This is a genomic window from Nocardia sp. (assembly GCF_025465275.1).
Classification (GTDB): domain Bacteria; phylum Actinomycetota; class Actinomycetes; order Mycobacteriales; family Mycobacteriaceae; genus Nocardia.
In genome coordinates, this window is record NZ_JAODNK010000064.1 from 1 (window position 1) to 23,358 (window position 23,358).

At 66.7% G+C, this 23,358-nt stretch carries 25 protein-coding genes and 1 pseudogene; 20 read left to right on the plus strand and 6 right to left on the minus strand.

Annotation, left to right across the window (positions count from 1 at the left end; genetic code table 11):
* Both JWN03_RS14570 and JWN03_RS14575 read left to right on the plus strand, forming a co-directional pair.
* Positions 1-227: hypothetical protein (locus JWN03_RS14570; RefSeq protein WP_297614668.1), on the plus strand; the 227-nt coding region annotated here is incomplete at its 5' end.
* A gap of 34 nt (positions 228-261) precedes the next feature.
* On the plus strand, positions 262-813 hold the full coding sequence (locus JWN03_RS14575; RefSeq protein WP_297614670.1) for a hypothetical protein: 552 nt from the start codon (positions 262-264) through the stop codon (positions 811-813).
* Positions 814-822: 9 nt separating this feature from the next.
* On the opposite strand, the gene JWN03_RS14580 is transcribed toward JWN03_RS14575, so the two are convergent.
* Entirely contained in the window at positions 823-1,563 is a 741-nt protein-coding gene (locus tag JWN03_RS14580; RefSeq protein WP_297614671.1) for a VIT1/CCC1 transporter family protein, read from the minus strand.
* Positions 1,564-1,755: 192 nt separating this feature from the next.
* Here JWN03_RS14580 and JWN03_RS45815 point away from each other — a divergent pair.
* Both JWN03_RS45815 and JWN03_RS14585 read left to right on the plus strand, forming a co-directional pair.
* Positions 1,756-1,875, plus strand: a pseudogene (locus tag JWN03_RS45815) (MMPL family transporter); the annotation flags it as partial.
* A 233-nt stretch (positions 1,876-2,108) separates the two neighbouring features.
* On the plus strand, positions 2,109-3,197 hold the full coding sequence (locus JWN03_RS14585) for a calcium:proton antiporter (protein WP_297614673.1): 1,089 nt from the start codon (positions 2,109-2,111) through the stop codon (positions 3,195-3,197).
* 4 nt (positions 3,198-3,201) lie between these two features.
* Here JWN03_RS14585 and JWN03_RS14590 read toward each other — a convergent pair whose 3' ends face one another.
* Complete coding sequence (locus JWN03_RS14590) at positions 3,202-3,417, minus strand: nuclear transport factor 2 family protein (RefSeq protein WP_297614675.1); 216 nt, start codon at positions 3,415-3,417, stop codon at positions 3,202-3,204.
* Between the two features lie 431 nt (positions 3,418-3,848).
* On the opposite strand from JWN03_RS14590, the gene JWN03_RS14595 reads away from it, so the two are divergent.
* The 9 genes from JWN03_RS14595 to JWN03_RS14635 all read left to right on the plus strand — a co-directional run bounded on the left by JWN03_RS14595 (position 3,849) and on the right by JWN03_RS14635 (position 12,828).
* Positions 3,849-4,697 carry an MlaE family ABC transporter permease gene (locus JWN03_RS14595; protein ID WP_297614678.1) on the plus strand — a complete coding sequence of 283 codons (849 nt, stop codon included), beginning with the start codon at positions 3,849-3,851 and terminating at the stop codon, positions 4,695-4,697.
* On the plus strand, positions 4,697-5,560 hold the full coding sequence (locus JWN03_RS14600; RefSeq protein WP_441342988.1) for an ABC transporter permease: 864 nt from the start codon (positions 4,697-4,699) through the stop codon (positions 5,558-5,560). The genes JWN03_RS14595 and JWN03_RS14600 overlap by 1 nt, the downstream gene beginning before the upstream one ends.
* Before the next feature lie 3 nt (positions 5,561-5,563).
* Entirely contained in the window at positions 5,564-6,592 is a 1,029-nt protein-coding gene (locus tag JWN03_RS14605; protein ID WP_297614680.1) for an MlaD family protein, read from the plus strand.
* Entirely contained in the window at positions 6,589-7,587 is a 999-nt protein-coding gene (locus JWN03_RS14610; protein ID WP_297614682.1) for an MlaD family protein, read from the plus strand. Before JWN03_RS14605 ends, JWN03_RS14610 begins: the two co-directional genes overlap by 4 nt.
* 35 nt (positions 7,588-7,622) lie before the next feature.
* The gene (locus JWN03_RS14615) at positions 7,623-8,588 is read left to right on the plus strand and encodes an MlaD family protein (protein WP_297614684.1); all 966 of its coding nucleotides are present in this window, start codon (positions 7,623-7,625) and stop codon (positions 8,586-8,588) included.
* Complete coding sequence (locus tag JWN03_RS14620; protein WP_297614686.1) at positions 8,588-9,670, plus strand: MlaD family protein; 1,083 nt, start codon at positions 8,588-8,590, stop codon at positions 9,668-9,670. Before JWN03_RS14615 ends, JWN03_RS14620 begins: the two co-directional genes overlap by 1 nt.
* A 380-nt stretch (positions 9,671-10,050) precedes the next feature.
* The gene (locus tag JWN03_RS14625; RefSeq protein WP_297614688.1) at positions 10,051-11,115 is read left to right on the plus strand and encodes an MlaD family protein; all 1,065 of its coding nucleotides are present in this window, start codon (positions 10,051-10,053) and stop codon (positions 11,113-11,115) included.
* Positions 11,112-12,068 (plus strand): MlaD family protein, encoded by a 957-nt coding sequence (locus JWN03_RS14630; RefSeq protein WP_297614690.1) that lies wholly within the window; start codon positions 11,112-11,114, stop codon positions 12,066-12,068. Before JWN03_RS14625 ends, JWN03_RS14630 begins: the two co-directional genes overlap by 4 nt.
* A gap of 19 nt (positions 12,069-12,087) precedes the next feature.
* Positions 12,088-12,828: a hypothetical protein gene (locus tag JWN03_RS14635; RefSeq protein WP_297614692.1), complete on the plus strand. Its 741-nt coding sequence runs from the start codon at positions 12,088-12,090 to the stop codon at positions 12,826-12,828.
* Positions 12,829-12,974: 146 nt separating this feature from the next.
* On the opposite strand, the gene JWN03_RS14640 is transcribed toward JWN03_RS14635, so the two are convergent.
* Both JWN03_RS14640 and JWN03_RS14645 read right to left on the minus strand, forming a co-directional pair.
* On the minus strand, positions 12,975-14,561 hold the full coding sequence (locus tag JWN03_RS14640) for a GMC oxidoreductase (protein WP_297614694.1): 1,587 nt from the start codon (positions 14,559-14,561) through the stop codon (positions 12,975-12,977).
* Between the two features lie 103 nt (positions 14,562-14,664).
* Positions 14,665-15,210 carry a YdcF family protein gene (locus tag JWN03_RS14645; protein ID WP_441342989.1) on the minus strand — a complete coding sequence of 182 codons (546 nt, stop codon included), beginning with the start codon at positions 15,208-15,210 and terminating at the stop codon, positions 14,665-14,667.
* 172 nt (positions 15,211-15,382) lie between these two features.
* On the opposite strand from JWN03_RS14645, the gene JWN03_RS14650 reads away from it, so the two are divergent.
* The 3 genes from JWN03_RS14650 (at position 15,383) to JWN03_RS14660 (ending at position 18,553) form a co-directional block, all read left to right on the plus strand.
* Positions 15,383-16,762: a lipase family protein gene (locus tag JWN03_RS14650; RefSeq protein WP_297614792.1), complete on the plus strand. Its 1,380-nt coding sequence runs from the start codon at positions 15,383-15,385 to the stop codon at positions 16,760-16,762.
* Between the two features lie 44 nt (positions 16,763-16,806).
* The gene (locus JWN03_RS14655) at positions 16,807-17,673 is read left to right on the plus strand and encodes an LLM class F420-dependent oxidoreductase (RefSeq protein WP_297614696.1); all 867 of its coding nucleotides are present in this window, start codon (positions 16,807-16,809) and stop codon (positions 17,671-17,673) included.
* 73 nt (positions 17,674-17,746) lie between these two features.
* Entirely contained in the window at positions 17,747-18,553 is an 807-nt protein-coding gene (locus tag JWN03_RS14660) for a nuclear transport factor 2 family protein (protein WP_297614698.1), read from the plus strand.
* Between the two features lie 38 nt (positions 18,554-18,591).
* Here JWN03_RS14660 and JWN03_RS14665 read toward each other — a convergent pair whose 3' ends face one another.
* Positions 18,592-18,720 (minus strand): hypothetical protein, encoded by a 129-nt coding sequence (locus tag JWN03_RS14665; RefSeq protein ID WP_297614700.1) that lies wholly within the window; start codon positions 18,718-18,720, stop codon positions 18,592-18,594.
* 186 nt (positions 18,721-18,906) lie between these two features.
* A complete protein-coding gene (locus JWN03_RS14670) occupies positions 18,907-20,016 on the minus strand; it encodes an AraC family transcriptional regulator (protein WP_297614702.1) in 1,110 nt (369 codons plus the stop codon).
* Here JWN03_RS14670 and JWN03_RS14675 point away from each other — a divergent pair.
* From JWN03_RS14675 to JWN03_RS14690, 4 genes are all read left to right on the plus strand, one after another.
* Positions 19,994-21,490 carry a flavin-containing monooxygenase gene (locus tag JWN03_RS14675; RefSeq protein ID WP_297614704.1) on the plus strand — a complete coding sequence of 499 codons (1,497 nt, stop codon included), beginning with the start codon at positions 19,994-19,996 and terminating at the stop codon, positions 21,488-21,490. The two genes, JWN03_RS14670 and JWN03_RS14675, sit on opposite strands and share 23 nt — an antisense overlap.
* A 90-nt stretch (positions 21,491-21,580) precedes the next feature.
* The gene (locus tag JWN03_RS14680) at positions 21,581-22,228 is read left to right on the plus strand and encodes a hypothetical protein (RefSeq protein ID WP_297614706.1); all 648 of its coding nucleotides are present in this window, start codon (positions 21,581-21,583) and stop codon (positions 22,226-22,228) included.
* Positions 22,229-22,542: 314 nt separating this feature from the next.
* Positions 22,543-22,860, plus strand: a complete 318-nt coding sequence (locus tag JWN03_RS14685) for an Rv3235 family protein (RefSeq protein ID WP_297614707.1) — start codon at positions 22,543-22,545, stop codon at positions 22,858-22,860.
* Between the two features lie 134 nt (positions 22,861-22,994).
* Positions 22,995-23,339, plus strand: coding sequence for a histone-like nucleoid-structuring protein Lsr2 (locus tag JWN03_RS14690; RefSeq protein ID WP_297614709.1), 345 nt, complete (start codon positions 22,995-22,997; stop codon positions 23,337-23,339).
* Positions 23,340-23,358: the final 19 nt, after the last annotated feature.

Consider the following 23,358-nt stretch of genomic DNA (forward strand, 5'->3'; position numbering starts at 1 on the left):
CGCCACCCGCTCCGGAGCCGCCCGCGCCCGCGCCTGCGCCTGCGCCCGCCCCGCAGCAGCAGGCGCCGCCGGCTCCCGTCGCGCCGGTCGAGACAGTTCCCGAGCCCGAGCCGCCCGCGCCCGCCGCGCCGCCTCCGCCTCCGCCCCCGCCGCTCATTCCGGACATCCTCGCGCCGATCCTGCCGTTCCTGCTGCCCCCACCCCCACCCCCACCGCCGGCCCCATAGCGGGGCCACGGCCGGAATCCGAAGGAGGACAGCCATGCTCGGTAGCGCGCAGGAACCACCGGACGCGCACGAAGGCGATATCAACCCGCGCGCGCTCACGGCGGTCGTAGTCGTCTCGGGGCTCATGGCGCTGGCCATCGGGGCCGGAATGCTGCTCACCGGCTCCGGCGGTAGTGCGACGGCGGAGGTGCAGCCCGTGCACAGCACGCCGGTGCGGCACCATCCCCCGAAACTTCATCCGCCCGCCGCGCCGGCCGGTGTGGCGCCGCCCGCCGCAGTGGTGCCGCCCGCCGCAGTGGTGCCGCCCGCCGCTCCGGCGGACGCCGCGCCGCCACCGGGCGCACCGCATCCGGTGCAGGCTCCTGCGCTCGTGGCTCCGGAGATGTTCTCGCCGTACATGACTCGCGTGCCGCCGCCGCCCGCGCCCGCTTCTGGACCGGTACCGGCCGCGCCCGCACCAGGACCGGTGCCGCCTGCATCAGGACCGGTATCGCCCGCGCCCGGAGCGGTACCGCCTGCGCCCGCGCCGGTACTGCTGCCGCCCGCGCCGCCGGTTATGCCGCCTCCGCCGCCGGACGCGCCCTGATCTCGCGGGCTACAGCCCGGAAACCCCTGCGAGCTGGCCGATTCCATAGGTGACCGCCATGGCCAGCGCGCCACCGATCACCACTCGCACCACCGCCCGCCGCGCATTGCCCCCGCCGAGTCGCGCGCTCACCGAGCCCGTCAGGGCCAGCGCCACCAGCACGGCGGCGAAGGTCACCGGAATTCGCCAGGAGACCGGCGGCAGCAGTATCGCGAGCAGCGGCAGCAGCGCACCGACCGTGAAGGAGACGGCGGAGGACAGCGCCGCATGCCACGGATTGGTGAGTTCGCCGGGGTCCAATCCCAATTCGACCTCGGCATGCGCCTGGAAGGCATCGTGCGCGGTGAGCTCCTCGGCCACCGTGCGCGCGGTTTCGGGGGACAGCCCCTTGCCCTCGTAGATCTGGGTGAGTTCGGCGAGCTCGTACTCCGGCTCCTCGGCCAGCTCGCGCTTCTCCTTGGCCAGCAGCGCTTCCTCGGAATCACGCTGTGTGCTCACCGAGACGTATTCGCCGACAGCCATGGAGATCGCACCCGCCGTCAGCCCGGCGATACCGGCCGTGAGAATCGCGGAGGATTCGGTGGTGGCCGCCGCGACACCGACCACCAGCCCGGCGGTGGACACGATCCCGTCATTGGCGCCCAGCACCCCCGCCCGCAACCAGTTCAGCCGGGACGCGAGCCCCTCGGCATGCGGTTCGTGCGGATGCGATGACCCGTTGCCGCCGACAGCGCCGCTCGTATCGTCCACGGACGCAGCCTATGTCAGCTGGTGGACGCTTTGTGGCAGCCGGCCATCGCGCGGCCGGGCCGGGTGCAGGGTGTGGTCGCGATACGCACGGGATGGGGACTGCGGCGCAAGCGGGTGTGCGGTCGTGACGAACGGCAAGATCGGGTGGGGGCGATATGCGTGGTGCTCGGGTGGAGCGGGTTCGGGGCTGCCGTGGCCGCAATCATCTTCGGCCTCTCCACCGACTACGAGATCTTCCTGATGTCGCGGATGGCCGAGGCGCGGGCGCGAGGCGCGTCCACTCCGGAGTCGATTCGCTACGGCACCGCGCACCGGCGACCGCCGGGCCGACCACGGTGCGTGATGTGCGCCGGGCCGGCGGGCTGGACGATTGCTCTTATGAGCGGCACGCGAAGTTTGTCGACTACCTCACGCGGGCGATGCCGGCATTTCAGCAGGCAGTCGCGCAGGTAGAGCGGTGAGCGCTGCGCGGAACCGCCTCGCCCGGGGCGGCACGGCTCTCGTTTTGCGGTGTACGCGAACAATTTGCTGGAACGATGAAGGCCATGGTCCGTCTAGTCGTTCGCCACTGGTCTGTCGTCATACCGCTCGTCGCTGCCCTGGTGCTGGCTGTTTCCTGGGGTCGCGATCTGGGGCCGATAGTGGTGACGCTGGTATCGGTCGCGCTGGTCGGAGCGGTGCTGTCGGCGGTGCAGCATGCGGAGGTGGTGGCGCATCGGGTCGGTGAGCCGTTCGGATCGCTCATCCTCGCGGTCGCGGTGACCATTATCGAGGTCGGCCTGATCGTCACGCTCATGATCTCGAGCGGTGACAAGGCGGCCTCGCTGGCGCGCGACACCGTCTTCGCGGCGGTCATGATCACCTGCAATGGCATCCTTGGGCTGTCGCTGCTGGTAGCCGCGGCGCGACGGCGGCTCGCGGTCTTCAATGCGGAGGGCACGGGCGGTGCGCTGGCCACGGTCGCGACCCTGGCCACGCTGAGTCTGGTGCTGCCGACCTTCACCACCAGTGAACCGGGCCCGGTGTTCTCGGGCGCGCAGTTGATCTTCGCCGCGGTTGCCTCGCTGGTGCTCTACGGCGTTTTCGTGATGGTGCAGACGGTCCGGCATCCGGGCGATTTCCTCCCCGTCGAAGGCGGCGAATCAGCCGGCGCCGACGAGCACGACGAGCTGCCCACCAAACGTCAGGCCCAGATCAGCCTCGGTCTGCTGCTGGTGGCCCTGATCGGCGTGGTCGGCCTGGCCAAGCTGGTCTCGCCGTCCATCGAATCCGGTATCGCCGCAGCCGGATTGCCCGCCTCCGCGGTGGGTGTGGTGATCGCCCTGCTGGTGCTGCTGCCGGAAACCATTGCGGCCGTGCGGGCGGCGCGGCGCGAGCGCGTGCAGATCAGCCTGAATCTGGCGCTGGGTTCGGCCATGGCGAGCATCGGCCTGACGATTCCGGCGATCGCGCTGGCGTCGATCTGGATCGAGGGCCCGCTCATGCTCGGGCTCGGAGCGACGCAGATGGTGCTACTGGCGCTGACGGTGGTGGTCGGTGCGCTCACCGTGGTGCCCGGCCGCGCGACGCTGCTCCAGGGCTGTGTGCACCTGGTGTTGTTCTCGGCCTTCGTTTTTCTGGCGGTCAGTCCCTAGCCGTTCACGCGGTCCAGCGGTAGACCTGTCCGTCGCGCAATTCGTAGCTGTCCGCGGGTTTGACGCCGTCGTGTCCGGAGAGCAGGGCCATGACTCGGGTGCGTCCGCGCGTGGTGACGCCGTCCTCGGTCCAGTGCACGTATGGGTGTACGAGTTTGGCAAACGCAGTCCAGTCGTCGGACTCGACGGCATGCAGGACTGCCGACACTGTGTTGTCCACGGGGCCAGTGAACACTCCGGCCGACCACAACACATCAGTACGGCGTAAAACCGCGCATCCCGGACCTTCGAAAACCGGACATTTCATGTAGCTGCTAGTTCACTCGATTCGAGTTTTGGTATGGCTGCACCCCATATAGGCGATGCGCCGGAGGTTCGCCAGAGGCGTGTCACACATCATATTGATAGCCGATTCGCTCTAATAACACGTTCTAGAACCGCAGGTCGCATGCCAAATGGTCCCGCTGAGCAGGACGTGAGCGGTATGTACCAGCGGGTAACTTAGCGTCCTGGATCACACCGAGAATCGATTTGGTGTAACCAGGGGTAACCATTAGCTTTGAGGGCAGGCAGTGTTGCCGATCACGGAGAAGAAGATTTGAACCTCGTCACCCGGCGTCGGCTCCGACGTCTCGAAGAAGTAGTCCCGCAATGACCCGGACCCTCCCGCGTACCTCTGCTGTCCGCACCAATGTCCGCATTGTTCGCGACAATTTCTCCGGCACCGCGGTGGCCTCGCTGCGCACCTTCGGCCGCGCGGCCGGCATCGCCCAGGAATCGGTGGCCGGCATCTTCACCGGAATCGCCCGCGGGACATTCCAGTGGAAGGAAGCCATTCTGCAGGCGTGGCGACTGGTCACGGTCACCGCGATTCCCGCGATCCTGATGGCCATTCCGTTCGGTGTCATCGTCTCGGTGCAGGTCGGCAATCTCATTCACACGCTCGGCGCGGATTCGCTGCTGGGCGCCACCGGCGGCCTCGGTGTCATCAAGCAGGGCGCGCCCCTGGCCACCGGCTTCCTGCTGGGCGGCGCGGGCGCGGCGGCCCTGGCCGCCGATCTCGGTGCGCGCACCATTCGCGAGGAGATCGACGCGCTGAACACCATGGGGATCAGCCCGATTCATCGCCTGGTGATCCCGCGCATGGTCGCCATGCTGATCGTGGCCCCGCTGCTGAACGTGCTCATCATCTTCGTGGGCGTGCTCGCCGGTTATATGGTCGCCATCGGCGGCCAGGGCGTCACGCCGGGCAGCTACTGGGCCACCTTCGGTTCCTTCACCACCACCGCCGATGTGTGGGTCTCGCTGCTCAAGGCCGTGATCTTCGGTTTCATCGTGGTGGTCATCGCCTGCCAGCGCGGACTGGAGGCCAAGGGCGGCCCGCGCGGTGTGGCCGATGCCGTGAATGCCGCGGTGGTGCTGTCGGTGGTCTCCATCGTGATCGTGAACCTGATCGCCACCCAGATCACCGCCATGTTCCTGCCGACGAGGCTCGCCTGATGTCCGCTACTTACGTCCCGAAGGGGCTGGGCTGGGCCGCGCGCTTCTACCATCGCCGCGGCCTGCTGCTGCGCCGCGTCGAGGGCCTGGGGTTCGTGCTCGCCTTCGTCTGGCAGGTGCTGTCGTCGATTCCCTTGACGCTCAAGCGCTATCGCGACGAGACCATGCGCGCCATCACCGATATGACCTGGGGCCGCGGCTCCATCATCGTGGGCGGCGGGACCGTGCCGATGATGATCGTGCTCGGTCTGGTCATGGGTGCGTCGGTGGCCGTGGAGTCCTTCGAGACCCTCGACATGCTGGGCATGGGCCCGGTCACCGGTCTGGTGTCGGCGTACGCCACCACCCGTGAACTCGCGCCGATCGCCGCGGCCATCGGTTTCGCCGCGCAGGCGGGCTGCCGCATGACCGCCGAAATCGGTTCCATGCGCATCTCCGAGGAGATCGACGCCATCGAATCCCTCGGCCTGCGTTCGGTTCCCTTCGTGGTGACCACCCGGGTGCTGGCCGGTGTGGTCGCCATCGTGCCGACCTTCCTGATCGCGCTGATCATGTCGTACCTGTCCTGCCGTGGCCTGATCACGCTGGTGCACGGTTCGTCAGCCGGTGTGTACGACCATTACTTCTTCCAATTCGTCTCCGGCTTCGATGTGATCGCCGCGGTGATCAAGGTGGCCATCTTCGCGGTGGTCGTCATCCTGATCCACTGCTACTACGGCTTTTTCGCGACCGGCGGTCCCGAGGGTGTGGGTATTGCCTCGGGCAAGGCCGTGCGGGCCAGTTCGGTGGCGATCATCGCCTTGGACATGGTGCTGTCGCTCGGGCTGTGGGGCTTCAACTCGGCGATTACGTTCACGGGGTAGGGGATGCCGAACTACGGAATGCCGGGTGTGGCCGTGGACCGGAAGCGGTCCATGGCGGTGGGCGCGATCACGATCGCGCTGATCATTGCGCTGACGGTCGGCTGGACGATGTACTCGTCCGCCAAAACCGAAGACGGACTGCCGATTTCGCTGCGCACCGAGCAGATCGGTGACGGCGTGCTGGTCGGCACGGATGTGCGGGTGAACGGTGTAGTGGTCGGCAAGGTCACTGACATCACGCCCGATCAGCACGGTACGCAGCGCATCGGCCTGCGACTGGACGATTCCCGGTTGTTCGGGATCGACGACAGCGTGCTGGTGGACTACGCGCCCGCGAACCTGTTCGGTATCAGCGAGATCGACCTGCGGCGCGGGCCGGGCGGTACGCCGCTGCGCGCGGGCGCGGTCATCGATCTGACCGGCTCCAAGGCCACCGCCGTCTACGACGCCACCATGGGTTCGATCCTGCGCAGTGCCTCGCAGGTCGGCGGTTCGGTGCTGACCCCGCAGATGGCCTCGGTCATCGCGCAGGCCGCCGCCGATACCGAGGCGTTCACGCCGTTGGCGCAGGCGCTCATAACCGCCACCCGCACGGTTGCCGACAACCAGAAGATGCCGCTGTCGGAGCTGATGGGTCAGCTCGGCCCGGCCTTCGACGGCGGCGGCAAGTTCGCCGGCGCGACGGTGCAGGTCGTCGACATGATCCGCAGTATTCAACGGCTGCAAGGCAATCGGGCCGACTACGACTCGAACCTGGCGCTGGTCACCGGGAAACTGCTTCCGCAACTGGCGAATACGCTGGGCGCGGCCGGAACTCAGCTCTCCGGGCTCACCGACATGCTGGCTCCGCTGCTGAACATGCTGGCGCAGATGGTGCCGCAGCCGCAGCAGTCCTCGGCCGAATTGCGCACGCTCATCGAGCGTTTGCGCAGCGCCATGCCGGATAACGGGCAGGGCCCGGTCCTCAATGCCGAGATCGATCTGCGCGGGGTGCCCGCCATCGCGGTGCCGCTGCTGGGAGGTGCGCGATGACCGTCAAGGGCGCAGCCTGGCGGCTGGCACTGTTCACCTCGGTGATCGCGGTGGTGCTGGTGCTGGTGATCTCCGCGATCGAGCGGCCGGTCTCCGGCAGCACCGAAACCCATGACGCCATGTTCACCGATGCCAATGGCCTCAAGGTTGGGGACGATCTGCGCATGTACGGCGTGCAGGTCGGCAAGATCAAGAAGATTTCGCTGGACGGCACGCAGGCGCGAGTGCAGTTGTCGGTCAAGACCGATGCGCCGATCTACGACAACAGCAAGCTGGCCATCCGCTACCAGAACCTCACGGGGCAGCGGTATATCGATCTGCAGCAGCAGCCGCAGCCCGGACAGCGGATCGCCTCGGGCGCGCGCATCGGCACCGACCACACGGTGCCGTCGTTCGATGTGACCAGCCTGTTCAACGGTCTGAAGCCGGTGCTGGCCACCGTTTCTCCGGAGGCCATCAATCAATTCAGCGCCAGTATGGTCGCTTTGATCGAGGGTGACGGCAGCGGTGTCGGCCCGGCGATGGACGCCATCGGGAAGCTCGCGTCCTATGTGGACAATCGGCAGCAGGTGATCGGCACCCTCATCCGCAATATGTCGGATCTGGATGATCGGCTGAGCGGCCGGGTGCACTATCTGGTGCCGCTGCTGGCCCGGCTCAGCGATATTTTCGAAGCGCTGCAGTCGAATATCGGTGGCCTGGCGCAATTCGCCATGACCGCGCCGTCGGTGCTCGGACCCATCGACAGCCTGATGCGCACGCTGGGCATCGATAGCGGCAGCGATGTGGATGCGCTGATCCGCAAGATCTTCCCGGATGCCAAGGAGGCGGTGGAGGTCTTCGGCCGCCTGCCCGCGGTACTGGCGGCTGCCGATGCGTCGCTGCCTGCCGATGGCAGCGGCTGGAAGCCGGTGTGTAGCAAGGGCAATGCGGATGTGCCGCCGGTGGTCCAGATGCTGATCTCGGGACAGCGGGTGTCGATATGCAAGGGATAAAACTGCCCCGCTTCTTGACTCGGGACGATCGGGTCGTGGATGACGGCACGCGTAAGAAGCGCGAACTGCGCCTCGGGCTCATCGGTGCACTCCTGGTCGCCCTGGGGCTGCTGGCGGCTGGCGTGCTGTTCGTGGTGCCGTTCGGCAAGCACACCTACACCGCGGAACTGTCCGAGGCGCAGTCGGTGAAAACTGGTGACGACGTGCGCATTGCGGGCATCTCGGTGGGCGAGGTGAAATCCCTGGAATTGAAGCCGGATCGCGTGGTCATGCGCTTCACGGTGAATTCCGATGTGTTCCTGGGTGATCAGACCTCCCTCGACATTCGCATGCTGACCATTGTCGGCGGCCACTATGTCGCGGTGTTCCCGGCGGGCGATAAAGCGCTGGGCGACAAGGCGATTCCGCCGGATCGAGTGCGCCTGCCCTACAGTCTGGTCGAGACGTTCCAGGATGCGGCCGCGCCGCTGTCGAAGATCGACGGCAGCACGCTGAACCGCAATCTGGCCGCGCTGGGCAATTCCATCGATGGCGCACCGGACAGCCTGCGCACCACCCTGCAGACCGTGAACACCTATGTGGACGCCCTGGATCGGCAGCGCACCCAGGTCTCCAATGCCGTTGCGGTGGCGGACGAGTACGTGACCATGTATGACGGCGCGAAGACCGATCTGGGCCGGCTGATGGACAATGCCAACCTGCTGGTGACGGTGCTCGAGGACAAGCACACCGAAATGGCGCAGGCCATCCGGTTGCTCAGCGATGTGGTCGGCCGGCTGGCCGGTGCGCAGCCGCAGTGGGATGCCTCGCTCAAGCCCAAGCTGCTCGATGCCATCACCCAATTGGAGCAGCTCGGAACAAAATTCACGCCGACCCTCGACGCCGCGCACGGTCTGCAGCAGAAGCTGTCGTCGCTGGCGATCCCGGACAGCGGCGTGACGATCGACCAGTCCCAGCAGACGGTGCCGGTGTGCGTGCCGCTGCCCGGAAAGGACTGCTGATGTTCAGGCGCATGCTCGGCTCACAGGCATTCATGTCGGTCGCCGGTGCGGTGGTGGTCGTGGCGCTGGCCGTCGTCGGCTACTTCATCTACTTCGATCCGATGAAGAAGACCGAATCCTATTGCGCGGTCATGCCGGACTCGGTCGGCCTGTACGTCGGCAACAAGGTGACCATGCGGGGTATCCCGGTGGGCACGGTGACCTCTGTCGACTCCGACGGCGCCAAGGTGAAGGTCGGCTTCTCCGTCGATGCGAAGTACCCGGTGTACGCCGATGCTGCCGCCACGACGGTCGCTGATTCCATTGTGGCGGACCGGAATCTGGCGGTGCTGTCCGACGGTAAGCATCCGGCGCACTGGGATTCATCGCAGTGCATCACCAAAACCCTGACCCCCAAGAGCATTACCGAGACCCTGACCGCGCTCGCGGATCTGTCCTCGCAGCTGCAGCAGGCGCAGGCGCCGGATGCGCTGGCGCACGGTCTGTCCGCGCTGGATTCCGCGACCACCGGTGCGGGCCCGCAGATCAATGAGATCGTCAAGAAGCTCGGCTCGGCGCTGTCCGCGCCCGATGCCGATATCGGCCATCTCGCAGGCATTTTCGACGCCTTCGCCTCGGTGGGCGAGAAGGTGGAACAGCATTGGGGCGATCTGCGCTCCATGCTGCTGCGCCTCGGTCCTGCACTGGAGAACGGCAGTAATGAATTGCTCGGCCCCGGTGCGGAATTGATCGACCGCCTGGGCCAGGCGCTGCCCATGCTCAATGATCTGGTCACCATTGCCGGCGATCCGATCATGAAGGCCCTGGACGACACCCTGCCGCTGGTGCGCCTGCTGCGCGCCAATGTCGGTTCGCTCTCGGAGATCATGCTCAAGCTCCCGGTCCTGACGAATATCGCCCAGTCCGTCCTGGGCTCCGGCATTACCTACGGCTCCCCCCGCGCCGCTGTTCCCATGCCCCAGGCGGATCAGGTGTGCGCCGCGCTGAACGCCGCCGCACCGGGCAAATGCACCACCTCCGCGGACGGCATGATCAATGTCCCGCTCGTCCCCCTGGTGCTCGGAATGGCAGGTGCGCGATGAGAATCGGACGTTGGCAGATCACGCTCGACCCGGCCGGTCGCGCCGCCACGCCGCGCACGGTAACGGTTTGCCGCCAGGTAGCGACACACCTCCCGCAAGCAGGGGCTGCGCCGGTCGCAGACGCTGCCGGGCCTGCGGAGCCTGCGATGAGGGCAGGTTCCGCACGCCGGGCAGCCACCCCCGGGCGTGCAGGCTCCGGTTCGCGGGCAGGCAGCCGGAGCCGCACCACCGCTTCGACCACCCGCCATTCGGACATCAATTCCCTCTGTCGTTCCGCCACAGGCGCTCCTCGTCCTGCCGCGAATACCCTTCGTCATCCCGGCATGTTTTTGGCCGGGATCTCCACCAGCCGGGTTGATTCCGGCCAAGAGCGCGCCGGAATGACGGGTCGGGTCTTTCGGCGGGCGCTCGGTGCCGCGCTGCTCGCCGCGGGCTTGGTAGCCGGCGTCGGCGGCTGCGCGTTCGATCCGTCCTCGGTCCCGATTCCCGGGACCACGGTGTCGGGCGCGACGTACCGAATTCACATCGAATTCGGCAATGTGCTGAACCTGCCCGCCCGCGCCAAGGTCATTGCCAATGGCGCGCAGGTGGGCTCGGTCGCCGGTGTGCGCGTGGTGGATTCGCTGCATGCCCCCGCCGGTCACGGCGGCTACGTGGTGGTCGACGCCGATATCTCGACCAAGGTGCAGCTGCCCGCCACCACCATTGCCGAACTGCGCCAGAACACCGTGCTCGGCGATATCCACCTGGCGCTGACCACTCCGACGGACGGCTTCGGGACGCTGCTGCGCGACGGCGGCACCATTCCGCAGGAGCGCACGCATCCGCCGGTGCAGCTGGAGGACACGATGGCCGCGCTGGCCGCCTTCACACAGGGCGGGGCGGTGAATCAGTTGCAGGACATCATCAATCGTTTCAATGCGGTGCTGCCCGCCGATCCGAACGAGACCAAGCGGATCGCGCAGAATGCCGCGGGCAATGCCGTCGATCTGGCCGCCAATCTGGATCAGGTGGATTCGCTGCTCAACGGTCTGGGCACCAATGCGCAGGTGCTGCACGATCGCGCGGATTTCTTGGATCACCAGCTCAGCCAGGAGTCGGTGGATGCCATGAACGGCATTACCAACTCCATTCGCGGCGTGACCCAGATCTTCGCGGCGCTGGGCCAGCTGGGCCCCTCGCTCACCTGGCTGGCACCGGTGGTCACCTCGGCCGATGCGGCGGCGAAGGCCTTTGTGCCGCTGGCGCTCTCGAGTAGGCCACTGGATCTTTCGGTGCCCTCGAACCTGTCGATGCTGGTCGATCTGCTGCGGGACAAGCTGATTCCGTTCGTGGAGCACGGCCCGAAGGTGAATATCACCGGCGTCAAGACGGATTCGGTCTCGCGTGACGATCAGGTGAGCGGCATTCTGTCGACCCTGCGCATGATCGGAGCGGTGCGATGAAGACCGGATCGCTGGTATCGCTGGGCGGCATCGCCGCCGTCACCCTGGTGAGTGCGAGCTATCTGACCTTCGGTGTGGTGCGGGCGGATCCGTTCGCCGAGTACACGCACGCGTCCATGGTGCTGGCCAATTCCGGTGGGTTGAGCGTCGGTTCGCCGATCCTGTTGACCGGCATGAAGATCGGCAAGATCACCTCGGTGGACAGCAATGCCGCCGGTGTCGAGGTGGGCTTCCGCATCGATGCCGACCGCAAGGTCTCCACCGACAGCGTGATCAGCATCGAGCAGCTCTCGGCGCTGGGCGAACCGTATGTGGAGATCCGGCCCAAGACCGGCGGCGCTCCCTACCTGACGGAGGGGCAGCGCCTCGGCACGTCCACCGTGAAGTCGCCGCTCTCCATTCCGGCGGTGTCGCGCCTGGTCAATCAGGTCATGAACCAGCTCGACCCGAATGTCGCGGCCTCGCTGGCGAGCACGCTGGGCACGGCCTTCCACGACACCGACTCCGCCATGCCGTCCCTGACCCGTGCGGGTGACCTGCTGGCAGCGGCCATCTCGAGCCGTGAACCCAAAATTGCTCAGCTACTGAACAGCTTCCAGGCTGCGGCCTCGAATATGAACGGTATCGGCGAGGCCACGGCCGCTGCGGCCCCGGCATTCGTGCAGTTCGCGCAGTCGCTGAACGACCTGGTCGCGGCAGTCGGTAGACTCGTCGACAGGGCCCCCGGACCGCAGGCATATGTCGACGGCAATGGGCTGGCACCCTTCCTGGCGAAGCTGACCGACTGGTTACAGCAGGCCGGACCCGAATTGAAAACCCTCGCGCCCCAGCTGCAGCCGCTCGCGGATGCCGCACGCACCACCGGGCCACAAATAGATATCAGCAGCCTGATCTCGCAGGCGCTCGCCAGTACCGGCGACGGTGCCGTGCGCGTGCAGGTCAACGTCAAGTAATACGAAGAAGGAGAAGCGGATGTCCGAGGACACCCAGCCGAAGCGGGCGGTCGACGCGGAGGACTCCGCTGTCTCCGCCCCGGAGACCACTGCGGCCCCCGAGGCCACGGCAACCGAGGCCACGGCTATTGGGACGGCGGCCTCCGGGACCACGGTCGCTGAGGCAACGGTTCCTGCGGTTGCGGCTCCCGCGGCCGAGACTCCCAAGGCCGTCGCGCCCGCCCCCGCCGCGCCGGCGAAGACCCTTTCGCTCAAGCTCTCCACCTTGGGCTTGGCCGCAGCCGCCGTCGTATTGATCGGCGCGCTCGTCACGGTGAGCACCCTGTGGCTCTCGGCCCGCAGCGATCTGAGCGACCGCGATGCCAAGGCCGCCGCCGAACAGCACGCCGAGCAGGTCGCCACCGACTACTCCGTCGGCGCGTCCAATATCAACTTCAGCGACTTGAACTCCTGGACCGGCCGCCTCAAGGCCAATACCACTCCGGCACTGGGCAATAAGTTCGATGCCACCGCGCCGAAGCTGCAGGAGATCCTGGTCCCGCTGAAGTGGACCTCGAGCGCGACACCGGTCGCCGCGAAGGTTGTCGGCCACGACAACGGCCTCTACCAGGTCGACGTTTTCCTGAACGTCACCTCGACCAACGCCCAGAACCCCGACGGCGCGCAGACCACTGTCACCTACAACGTGACGGTCGATCCGAACAACGGCTGGAAGGTCTCCGACGTCGGCGGCACCGCTCTGGCCCTCCCCAAGCAGTAGAACTCACCGCACGACTGAAGTACCGCTCGTCATCCAGGCACGAGCCCCCTCGTCATCCCGGCACGCTTTTGGCCGGGATCTCCCACAGCGCAGTGGATTCCGGCCAAAACGCGCCGGAATGACGGGGTATCCGCCCGCATGGTCGCTCAGCGGCGGAGCAGGTCCGCGAGGCGCACTGCCAGCGCCACGATCGTCAATGTCGGGTTGGCGTGCCCGTTGGTCGGAAAGACCGAGCTGCCCGCGATATAGAGATTGCCGATCCCGTGCACCCGGCAGTCGGCATCCACCACGCCGGTCCGGGGATCGGCCGACATGCGGGTGGCCCCGGTCGGATGCGCCCAATCGGTGAGTTGTGCGGGGAGACAGCTGTTCTCCCGCGCCCATTCGTCGAGCACCGGCGCTGTGAAACCGAGCCGGGCGAACTCCGCGGCGACCAGTGCCGCCGCCCGGCGGACGGTGGCGTCCTCCTGATCGTGCACCTTCCAATCGATCCGCGGCAGCGGCATTCCGAGCCGATCCACCGTGTCGCCGAGCGTGATTCGACTGTCCGGACTCGGCGTCTGCTCCACCATGCAGCGCAGCTCCACGTGTTCGAGCTTGTGCGGCAACCCCGTATGGTCGATGAGGCGGCGTTTCGCGCCGGAGAGTATGAGCCCGGGATTGCTCGCGACCGTGCGGGCATCGTGCAGATTCACCTGTCCGCGCAGCAATTTCTTCACCGATTCCCACGGGTCGTCCTCGGCGGGCACCTCCTGAATCCACAGGGCACAGTTGAGAAGTCCCTCCTCGGACTGGATTTCGGGGGACAGCGCCATGCCGTGCAGGAAGGTGTGTTTCCCGGTCCGGGTGCGGACGATGTATTTGCCGAAGCGATCGCGCGCCGCCGCCGAGGTGTGCGGATCGAGCGTGCCGACCACGCCGCAGCGATGATCGAGCAGATACCGGCCGACCACATCGTGCCGATTGCCGAGGCCGCCCGGCACTATTCGATCGGAGGCGAGCAGTAGTCGCGCATTCTCGATTCCGCCGGTGGCCAGCACAATTCGTGTGGCGCGCAGCGTGCGTGATTTCCCGTCGGCGTCGGCGAGCTGTAAAGCCCGCACCCGGGTGCCGCCGGGATCGGTATCGATATGGGTGACGGTCGCGTTCATCACGATGCGCACATTCTCGGCCGCGATATTCGGCAGATGCGCGCCGAATCGCATGCTGTCGAAGGGATCTCCCGGATCCCGGCTGATCTGCCAGAAGTAGGGCCGTAACCGCCGGTGGTCCAGATCCCGTTGCGGTGGCATGCGATCGGCGAGTTCCCAGAACCGATCGCCGGTGAAACCCGTCCCGTATCCGAGCCCGAGATGTGTGGCCGCGCGGTCGAGATACGGTGCCAGCTCGCTGAATTCGAACGGCCAGCCGGAGTGCGGCACCCAGGACCGCGCCGAGAAATCCAGCGTGTCCAAAGGCGCGCACCGCCCGCTCCAGGTATGTGAACTGCCACCGAGAATTCGATTGCGCGCGTTGCGATATGGCTCGGCTCGCGCCGCACCGACATTCTCCAGATCATTGAGTTCATCGGTTTCCGGCGTGAGTTCCGGTCCGCCGCTCTCCAGCAGCACTACGCGCAGCGCGGACCCCGCCAGTTCGGCGGCTATGGTCGCCCCCGCCGGCCCCGATCCGATGACGGCGATATCCGCCGCGAGATCGGTGTCCCGCACAGCCCGTAGATCGTCGATACGCACCGGAAAACCTCCCGCACCCGCATCTACCCCCGGCGACAGACGCGTTTCCCATGGCCGCGCTCATCGTAACCGTTCAATTGCCGGTACGTGGAGCAACTTTCACTCAGCAACCGCGCTGTAGAAACGCCCGCACATATCCTGCGGACTGACGGACATACATCCACGCCCAGAAGGTCACGCCCGAATCACTGGGGCTCGCGACCATAGTTATTTCCCCGGGAAAGCAGCGCTCCACGATGTACCTTGCCCGCGATACATGCGGCGTATAGGTCACCACAATGATGTGCTTCCAGCCCTGCGCCTGTGCGCGCCGCCGGATCTCCCTGGCCTCACCCTGCGTGGTCCACGGATCGGGTACGAAACACGACACCGTGAAGGCGTAATGGCCATTGCAGTAGCGATCCATCTGCCGGTCGTTCACCCCGGTTGACCGCGATATCAGCAATTGCGGCGCCAGTCCCTGCCGCGCCAATGCCACGCCCATATCGAAGCGGGCGTAGGCCGTTCCGCCGAGCACCACGATCGCGTCCGCCGGGCGCAGCGGATCCACCTGCGGGTGTATGTAAATCGGCACTCCGGCGAACCCGATGCCGACCAGCAGTGCCAGCGCCGTGGCCACGGCGGCGGCGAGTCGGCGGTAGCTGGGCACGCATTCGACGATACGCGTTGCGCCAGAGTGCATTTCGAGGTCGAATGTCCAGGTCGGAATGGTGGTGTGCGGCATAGTGGCACCAGGATTGCGATCCAGGTCACTTTCGTGGGATAGTTCACGAATCTTGTGAGACGAAGCGGTCTCACATTGACCGGAGGGCAGTCGTGTGATCAAGGGGAAGACGGCGCGGCGCATTGCCGTGGCACTGGCGGGAATTCTCACCTCGGCAGTGGTGGTGGCGACGGGCTCGGCCGGTGCGGATCCGGTGGCGGCAGCGCCCGCCGCACCGATTCCGCTTCCGCCCGAGCTGGATCCGGGCTTCTACCATCCGGCTCCGGACCTGGTGGCGGGCAAGGCCCCGGGCGAGATCATCGCGGCCCGGCAGATCAATGCCTCGAACTTCGGGGTGATTCCGCTCAATGTGGATGCCTGGCAGCTCTCGTACCGCTCGAACGACAGCCGGGACCAGCCCATCGCGGCGGTCGCGACCGTGCTGAAGCCGCGCGGCTCGGCCCCGGACAAACTGGTGTCGATGCAGATCGCGGAGGATTCGCTCGCCGGATACTGCGCACCGTCCTACTCGCTGCAGCAGTGGTCGCTCGGCGCGGTCGGCGGTCAGATCGTGGTGCCCGCCGAGTTCGTGATCTCGCAGGGCGCGCTGCAGCAGGGCTGGGGTGTGGTGATCCCGGATCATCAGGGCCCCAACGAGGCCTATGCGGCCGGACCGCTGGCCGGCCGCATCACCCTGGACGGCATTCGCGCGGCGCGCAATTTCGAGCCCATGCAGCTGGCCCCGGATGTCCGCGTCGGGATGTACGGCTACTCGGGCGGCGCGATCGCGACCGGCCATGCTGCCGAACTGAAGCAGAGCTATGCCCCCGAGCTGAATATCGTCGGCGCGGCGGAGGGCGGAGTGCCCGCAGATCTGGGTATGACGCTCAATGTGGCCAACGGCCAGGCCACTTCGGGCCTGATCTTCGCCGCTGTCCTCGGGCTGACCCGCGAGTACCCCGATTTCGCCAACTTCGTGAACAGTCACCTCGATCCGCTCGGCCAGACCCTGGCCGCGGTGAAGAACAACCTCTGCGTGCAGTACACCTCGTCGCTGCTGCCGTTCCTGAATCTGAAGGGCATGCTGCACACCGCCGGTGACCCCATGCAGGAGCCGGCTGTGGCCGATGTGCTGGACAAGACCCGCATGGGCAAGTCGGTGCCAGCCATGCCCATGTACATCTGGCAGGCCAACCCAGACGAGATCATTCCGGTCGGCCAGGTCAATACGCTGGTGGACACCTACTGCCAGGATCCGTCGGCCTCGGTGAAGTACACCCGCGAGCATTTCGGTGAGCATGTCGCGACCGAGATCTCCGGCGGCGGTCTGGCCATGCTGTGGCTGAAAGACCGGCTGGCCGGTATCGCGGCGCCGACGGGTTGCTCCATCTCCGATGCCGGTTGGCTGGCGCTGGACCCGAACGGTCAGGCCGTGCTGGCCTCCACCTTCGGTGAGACCTTCGCATCGTTCTTCGGAAAACCGGTGGGCGCCAAGTAGTTCGGTTGGCCCCTTCTCCGGGTCCGATCCGGCAGAATATAGCCATGGAACTCGGCCTGCACTACTGGAACTTCACCACGCCCGCCGCGCCGGAGCTGATCGCGCCGACGCTCACGCGGACCGCGCAGCTCGCCGAGCAGGCGGGCTTCGCGGAGTTCACGGTGATGGATCACTACTTCCAGATGGAGGGCCGCGCCGGCGCGGACGAGCCCATGCTCGAGGGTTATACGACGCTGGGCTATCTGGCGGCGGTGACCGAGCGAATGCGCCTGGGGCTCTTGGTCACCGGTGTCATGTACCGGCATCCGGGGCTGCTGGCCAAGATCGTCACCACCCTGGATGTGCTCTCCGGTGGCCGCGCCCAGCTGGGCATCGGCGCGTCCTGGTACGAGCGTGAGCAGCGGGGCCTGGGTGTCCCGGTGGTGCCGGTGGCCGAGCGCTTCGAACGGCTCGAGGAGACCCTGCAGATCTGTCTGCAGATGTGGGGCCCCGACAGCGGCCCGTACAAGGGTGAGCATTACCAGCTGGCCGAAACGCTGTGTGTGCCCGCACCGTTGAGCCGCCCGCGGCCGCCGATCCTCATCGGTGGCGGCGGCGAACGCAAGACGCTGCTGCTGGTGGCCCGCTATGCCGATGCCTGCAATCTGTTCGCCGTGAGCGTCGAGGATGTGGCCCGCAAGCTCGATATCCTGCGCGCGCACTGCGAGGCGGAGGGTCGTGATTACGACGCCATCAGGAAGACGGCCTGCTACGTGGCCCCCGTGCTGGAGGCGCCGGATCAGTTCATCAGCGATCTCGAGCAGTATTCGGCGCTGGGCATCACTCTGATCAACCTCATGCCCAACGGCGATCCGGTCGCCTACACCGAAAAGGTCGCCGAACAGCTGGTTTCGCGGGTGGCGGACCTGTAGTCGGGTCCGTTCCCGAGACGGCGAACGGGGCGGCCGGTATCATCGCGCGCGCTGCTCATCATTTGGAGGACACGTGCCCGCAAATCCCACTGCCGCTGAACTACTGGCGACCGTCGAAGCCTCTCCGCAGGCGGTAGGGGCGCACGATCGCGCAGCCTGGGTCGGCTTGTTCGCCGACAACGGCAGTATCGAGGATCCGGTCGGATCGCGGCCGCACATCGGCCGGGCCGCGATCGAACGGTTCTACGACACCTTCATCGGGCCCAATGGCATTGCCTTCGATATCGCCAATGATGTGGTGTGCGGCATGACGGTCTTCCGGGATCTGACCATTGCCACCACCATGTCGACCGGCGTCACCCTGCACGTGCCCATGCATCTGCGCTACGACCTGGCGGAGGTCGACGGTGTGCTGAAAATCCGTGCGCTGCGGGCGCATTGGGAACTGCCCGGCATGATCGCGCAGCTGCTGGGCTCGGGCGTGCAGGGGCTGGTGGCCGGCGCGAAGCTGGGCCCGCAGCTCCTCGCCAATCAGGGCATCGGCGGTGCGCTCGGTTTCATGAAGGGCATGCGCAGTGTCGGCGCGCCGGGCAAGCAGGCGGCGGGCCGGCTGCTGGATGCGGTGGGTCGTGGTGAGACCGCCGGCGCGCAGGGCGTGCTGGCTCCGGTGCCGCGCCTGGCCTGGGCGGGCGATGATCGAATGTCACTGGCGGACTTCACTGTTCGCGCGAAGGGGCTGCGCTGGAGCAAGCCCATCGCGGCGGGCCGGACGGTGACCGCTTCGGTGGAGACCCGCGACGGCCGCGGCGTAGCGGAACTCGATTTCACCGATCGGGGCGCGCGCATCGAAGCCGTGCGGGTCTGCGTGCCGACCCGCTGAATCGGTAAGCGGCAGTGCTGAATCCGATCGCCGCCGGGCTAGTCCAGTAGTCCGGCGATCTCGGCGACCGGGCTGTTGGGGCTGAAATTACTGCCACCGGCCGCGCCGACGACCTTGCCGTGCACGGCGATCATCCACTGCCCGCACACGCAACGTAGGTACTGCACCGACCGGTGGGAGGACACGGGGGTGGGGGAGGGCCAAGCGCAGGAAGGGCATTCGGCTATCACCACCCCATCCTGCGCGGATGTGCTCCGGCATACCCGGACCGACACGCACAAGCCCGCAAACTTATTGCGACAATTGCCTGATTCACTCTGCGTGATTCACCAATGGATACAGGCGAACTCGGATCAGTTCGGAGTGGACCGTGCGCGCCGGACAGCGGTCGGCGTTGTGCCCCACCAGCGCTGGCAGCAGCGCGTGAAAGTGGACTGCTCGGACAGCCCGACCAGCGAGGCCACCTGGCTCATCGGCATGTCCGTGGTGGTGAGATAGCGCCGGGCCTCACCACGCCGCACGTCGTCCAGCAGCGTCGCGAAGGTGGTCCCCTCGGCCGTCAGCCGCCGCTGCAGGGTGCGCGGATGAATGGTGAGCAGCCGTGCGACAGCGCCGATTTCGGGTGCCGCGGTGCCGAGCAGCTTCTGCAGCGTGGTGCGCACCTGTGGCGTGACGGCCATGGATGCGTCCCCCGACTGCTGTGCGAGGAAGGCCATGGCGAGCCGATGCAGGTTCTCGTCGCCCCCGGAGAGCGGGCGGCCCGCCAGACTGCTCGGCACCCGCAGCAGCGCCGCCGGTCGCTCGATTCGCACTGGGGCGCCGAAGAATTCCTCGTACACGTGGATGGGCGCCGCCGGCCGATAAGGCAGCTCCACCGACCGCAATCCGTACCGATCCTCGGCCAGTCGCGCAATAGTGCGGTGTACGAACGCCAATCCCACGTCGGTGCCCTGCACCGGCGTCGGCAGTCCGGCCATGGTCACGCCGTACCGGAGCGCGATGACGTTGCGATCGCCGTAGGGATCCGGCTCCATGGTCAGGCTGAGCGATCGCGCGTGCACGAAGAGGTACCGGGAGGTGCACTCCAGCACATCGGCGAGGGTGGGTGAGTTCCGGATGGCGAGGGTGAGCGGCCCGAGCATGTCCAGGTCCTGCCGCCGCGACATGCGCAGTCCGAGATCGGGGCAATTCAGCTGCTGCGCCGCCAGCTCCATGGCCGCGGCCACCGCATGGTCCGGAATGAGCAGATCGTCGGTGTCCAGGGCCTCGATGGGCAGGCCGCAGGCGGTGGCGAACTCCTCGGCATTGCCGCCGAGTTCGCCCACCGTCAGGCGGAATCCGCGCAGTCCCGCGGATCTGATGACCGACATGTCGTCCAGAATCAAATACTTGTCGCGCAAAGTCAAGAAAGGACTGCCCGGCGCACACAGACTGGAGATCATGAGCGACGCGACTTCCGTCACAGCCGAGCACCTCGATGTCGTCATCGTCGGGGCCGGACTCTCCGGCATCGGCGCGGCCTACCGATTGCAGGCCGAGCATCCCGGCCGCAGCTACGCCATTCTCGAATCGCGCGCGGCACTCGGCGGTACCTGGGACCTGTTCCGCTACCCGGGCGTGCGCTCGGACTCGGACATGTTCACCCTCGGCTACCCGTTCAAACCGTGGCGGGACGCCAAGTCCATTGCCGACGGGCCGTCCATCCTGCGCTATATCGAGGACACGGCGGCCGAGAACGGCATCGACCGCCACATTCGCTTCGACACCAAAGTCACTGCGGCACAATGGGACAGCGCCGCCTCGCACTGGACCCTGACGCTGGCGGTCCGCACCGCCGACGGGCTCGAAGAACGCACGCTCACCTGTGGATTCCTGTACTCGTGTGCCGGTTACTACAACTACGAGCACGGCCACGAACCCGCCTTCCCGGGCCTCGAGGACTTCGCGGGGCAGGTCGTGCATCCCCAATTCTGGCCGGAGAACCTGGATTACACCGGGAAGAAGGTCGTGGTCATCGGCAGCGGCGCGACCGCCGTCACGCTGGTGCCCGCCATGGCCGAGCAGGCCGCACAGGTGACCATGCTGCAGCGCAGCCCCACCTGGATCTCCGCCGTCCCGGGCCGCGACAAGATCGCCGACCGGCTGCGCGAACTGCTGCCGCCGGAGCTTGCGCACCGCGTCATCCGCACCAAGAACATTCTCTTCAATCTCGGCTTCTACCAGTACTGCCGGCGTCGCCCCGAATCCGCGCGCAAGATGCTGACCGGGCTCACCACGCGAATCCTGAAGGACGAGAGCCTGGTTGCCGAGCACTTCACGCCGACCTACAACCCGTGGGATCAGCGGCTGTGCGCGGTGCCGGACGCCGACTTCTTCAAGGCCATGCGCAAGGGCAAGGCCGAGGTGGTCACCGATCACATCGATACCTTTGTGCCGGAGGGCATTCGGCTGAAGTCGGGCCGGGTGCTGGAGGCCGATATCGTCATCACCGCCACCGGACTGCAGCTGCTGGCCTTCGGCGGCATCGGCCTCACCGTGGACGGCGCGCCCGTCGATCTGTCCGAGCAGTTCGTCTGGCAGGGCACCATGATGACCGGCGTGCCCAACTTCGCGGTGTGCATCGGCTACACCAATGCCTCCTGGACGCTGCGCGCCGACCTCACCTCGCGGCTGGTCTGCAAAGTTCTGGCATACATGGATCGCGAGGGCTATTCGGCGGTTGTGCCGAAGCCGGAGCGTGTGCTCGGGGAGCGCCCGCTGCTGGATCTGGCCTCCGGATATGTCCAGCGCTCGATTGCCGAATTCCCCCGCCAGGGCGACCGGCATCCGTGGCAGGTGCGGCAGAACTACCTGCTGGACTCGGCCACCACCATGCGCACCGATCTGCGCAAGACCCTGCGCCCCGTGACTGTGGAAAAGACTCCTGCGCGAGTGTGAAGCGAGATCGGCGGCGGTAAATCCCGTGGCCGGACACGAGGGTGGGGCGAGGTCCGGGCGTCGGTGCGCGGGGTGGATAGCATCGGAGCCATGAGCTCCAAGCGTACGGTGGCGGCAGCAGCAGCGGTGGCGGTACTCGGATCGGTGGCGTGGCTGGTCCCGGTGACAGCGTCCGCGGCGCCGCCCGCCGTGGTCGATCTCTGGACGGTCCCGACCGCGCCCGCCGAGACCGCGACGCTGATCGTCGCCTACAGCTTCGGCAATCGCCTTCCGGCGGGCGCGGATTCGACACGCACCATCGGTGACCCGGGACCGGTCAACGAGGCGCTGGCCGCCGCGGTGGTGGCCGCGCGCGGCGATCGTGGCATTCCGGTCTACGCGCAGACCGAGATCGCCGAAGTCCTGAAGTCCCGCTACGGCATGACCGATGTGGTCGCCATCGATCCGGACCGGGCCGCCGACGGGACGCTCGTCTACCTCTCCACCGACGGTGTGGCCGCCAAGGTCGCGGAACTGCGCGGTGGAGCCGTGGCGACCGATACAGCGGCCGTGGTGGCCTTCCAGGATCACCTGTGGCGGGCCACCCGCACCACGGCCAAGCGGGGTTTCGACGCTTTCGCGCCGACCGGTGTGGTGATGCCGAACCAGTACGACCCGCAATCCGGTCAGCTCTGGACCACCAGTCCGATCCTGTACCTGCCCACCGATTACGCGGGCCGGCTGGCGCTGCTGAAATAGGCGCGAGTACCCGACACTCCGGGACCGGGTGCGCGAGCTTCGATTTCGGCTTTACCGCAGCTCACACGCCTGCCAGGCTGGCGGCACTGCCCAGTCGGCAGATTGCCGCGGCGAGGGGAGCGCAGATGGTATTCGAGGGTGGATTCGTGCGGCCCGCACCGCAGTTGGAGCCGTCAGCGGCGCAACCGCGCCAGCCCCCATGTCGCAATCGAGCCTTCCGGAATGCGACGGAGCGGCGCTCCGGAACCGTTGCCCTACAACGGGTATTACGGGCTTCGCACGCTGCGAAATCCGGCGCTTGTGACGAATCCGACGTGGTAGCCCGGCAATTCGCCGCCGCGGCCCTGCGGGTTGCGCTGGAGGTGCTCGACGGCCGTAGATCTCCGCTACAACTGCGCCCGCTCGCCGACACCGGAGTTATCGCCGCATTGCGCACGGTGGCCGACCGCGGTCAGGTCCCGGGGCGTGGTCTCGGGGGCGCGACCCTCACCAGGGTGGATGTGATCATGGCCGGGTCGCGGGCGGCGGAAGTGTGTGCGGGATACGACCGGGGAACGCGGCATTTCGCGCTCGCCGCCCGCATTGTCCGCGGTCGTTCCGGGTGGCGCTTGACCGCATTCCGGGTGTTCTGAAGACCTTCCGGTCTCTGCGGTAATAGCAGAATAGTCTGATCTCACGCAATTCGATTCGCGCCTGGTTTGAAACCTCCCTCCCGCGGCATTAGCATTTCGGCGAATAGCGGCACCTCTACGTGGAAGGGCAGTCCATGGCGAAGAAAGTCACCGTAACTCTGGTTGACGACTACGACGGCGAATCGAAGGCCGACGAGACAGTCTTTTTCTCGATCGACGGTTCGGATTACGAGATCGATCTGTCGATCAAGAACGCCGGCAAGCTGCGGGAGTCTCTCGAGCCGTGGGCCGAGAAGGCCCGCAAGGTGGGTCGTTCCAAGCAGCGCAAGGTGGGGGCTGTCACCGGCCGCACCCGCCCCGCTGTGGATCGGGAAGAGAGCACCGCGATCCGGGAATGGGCACGGGCTCAAGGGCACCAGGTCTCCTCGCGCGGCCGTATCCCGGCCGAGATCGTCGAGGCGTACCAGCGGGCGAAGTAATAACGGGCAAAAAATCTGC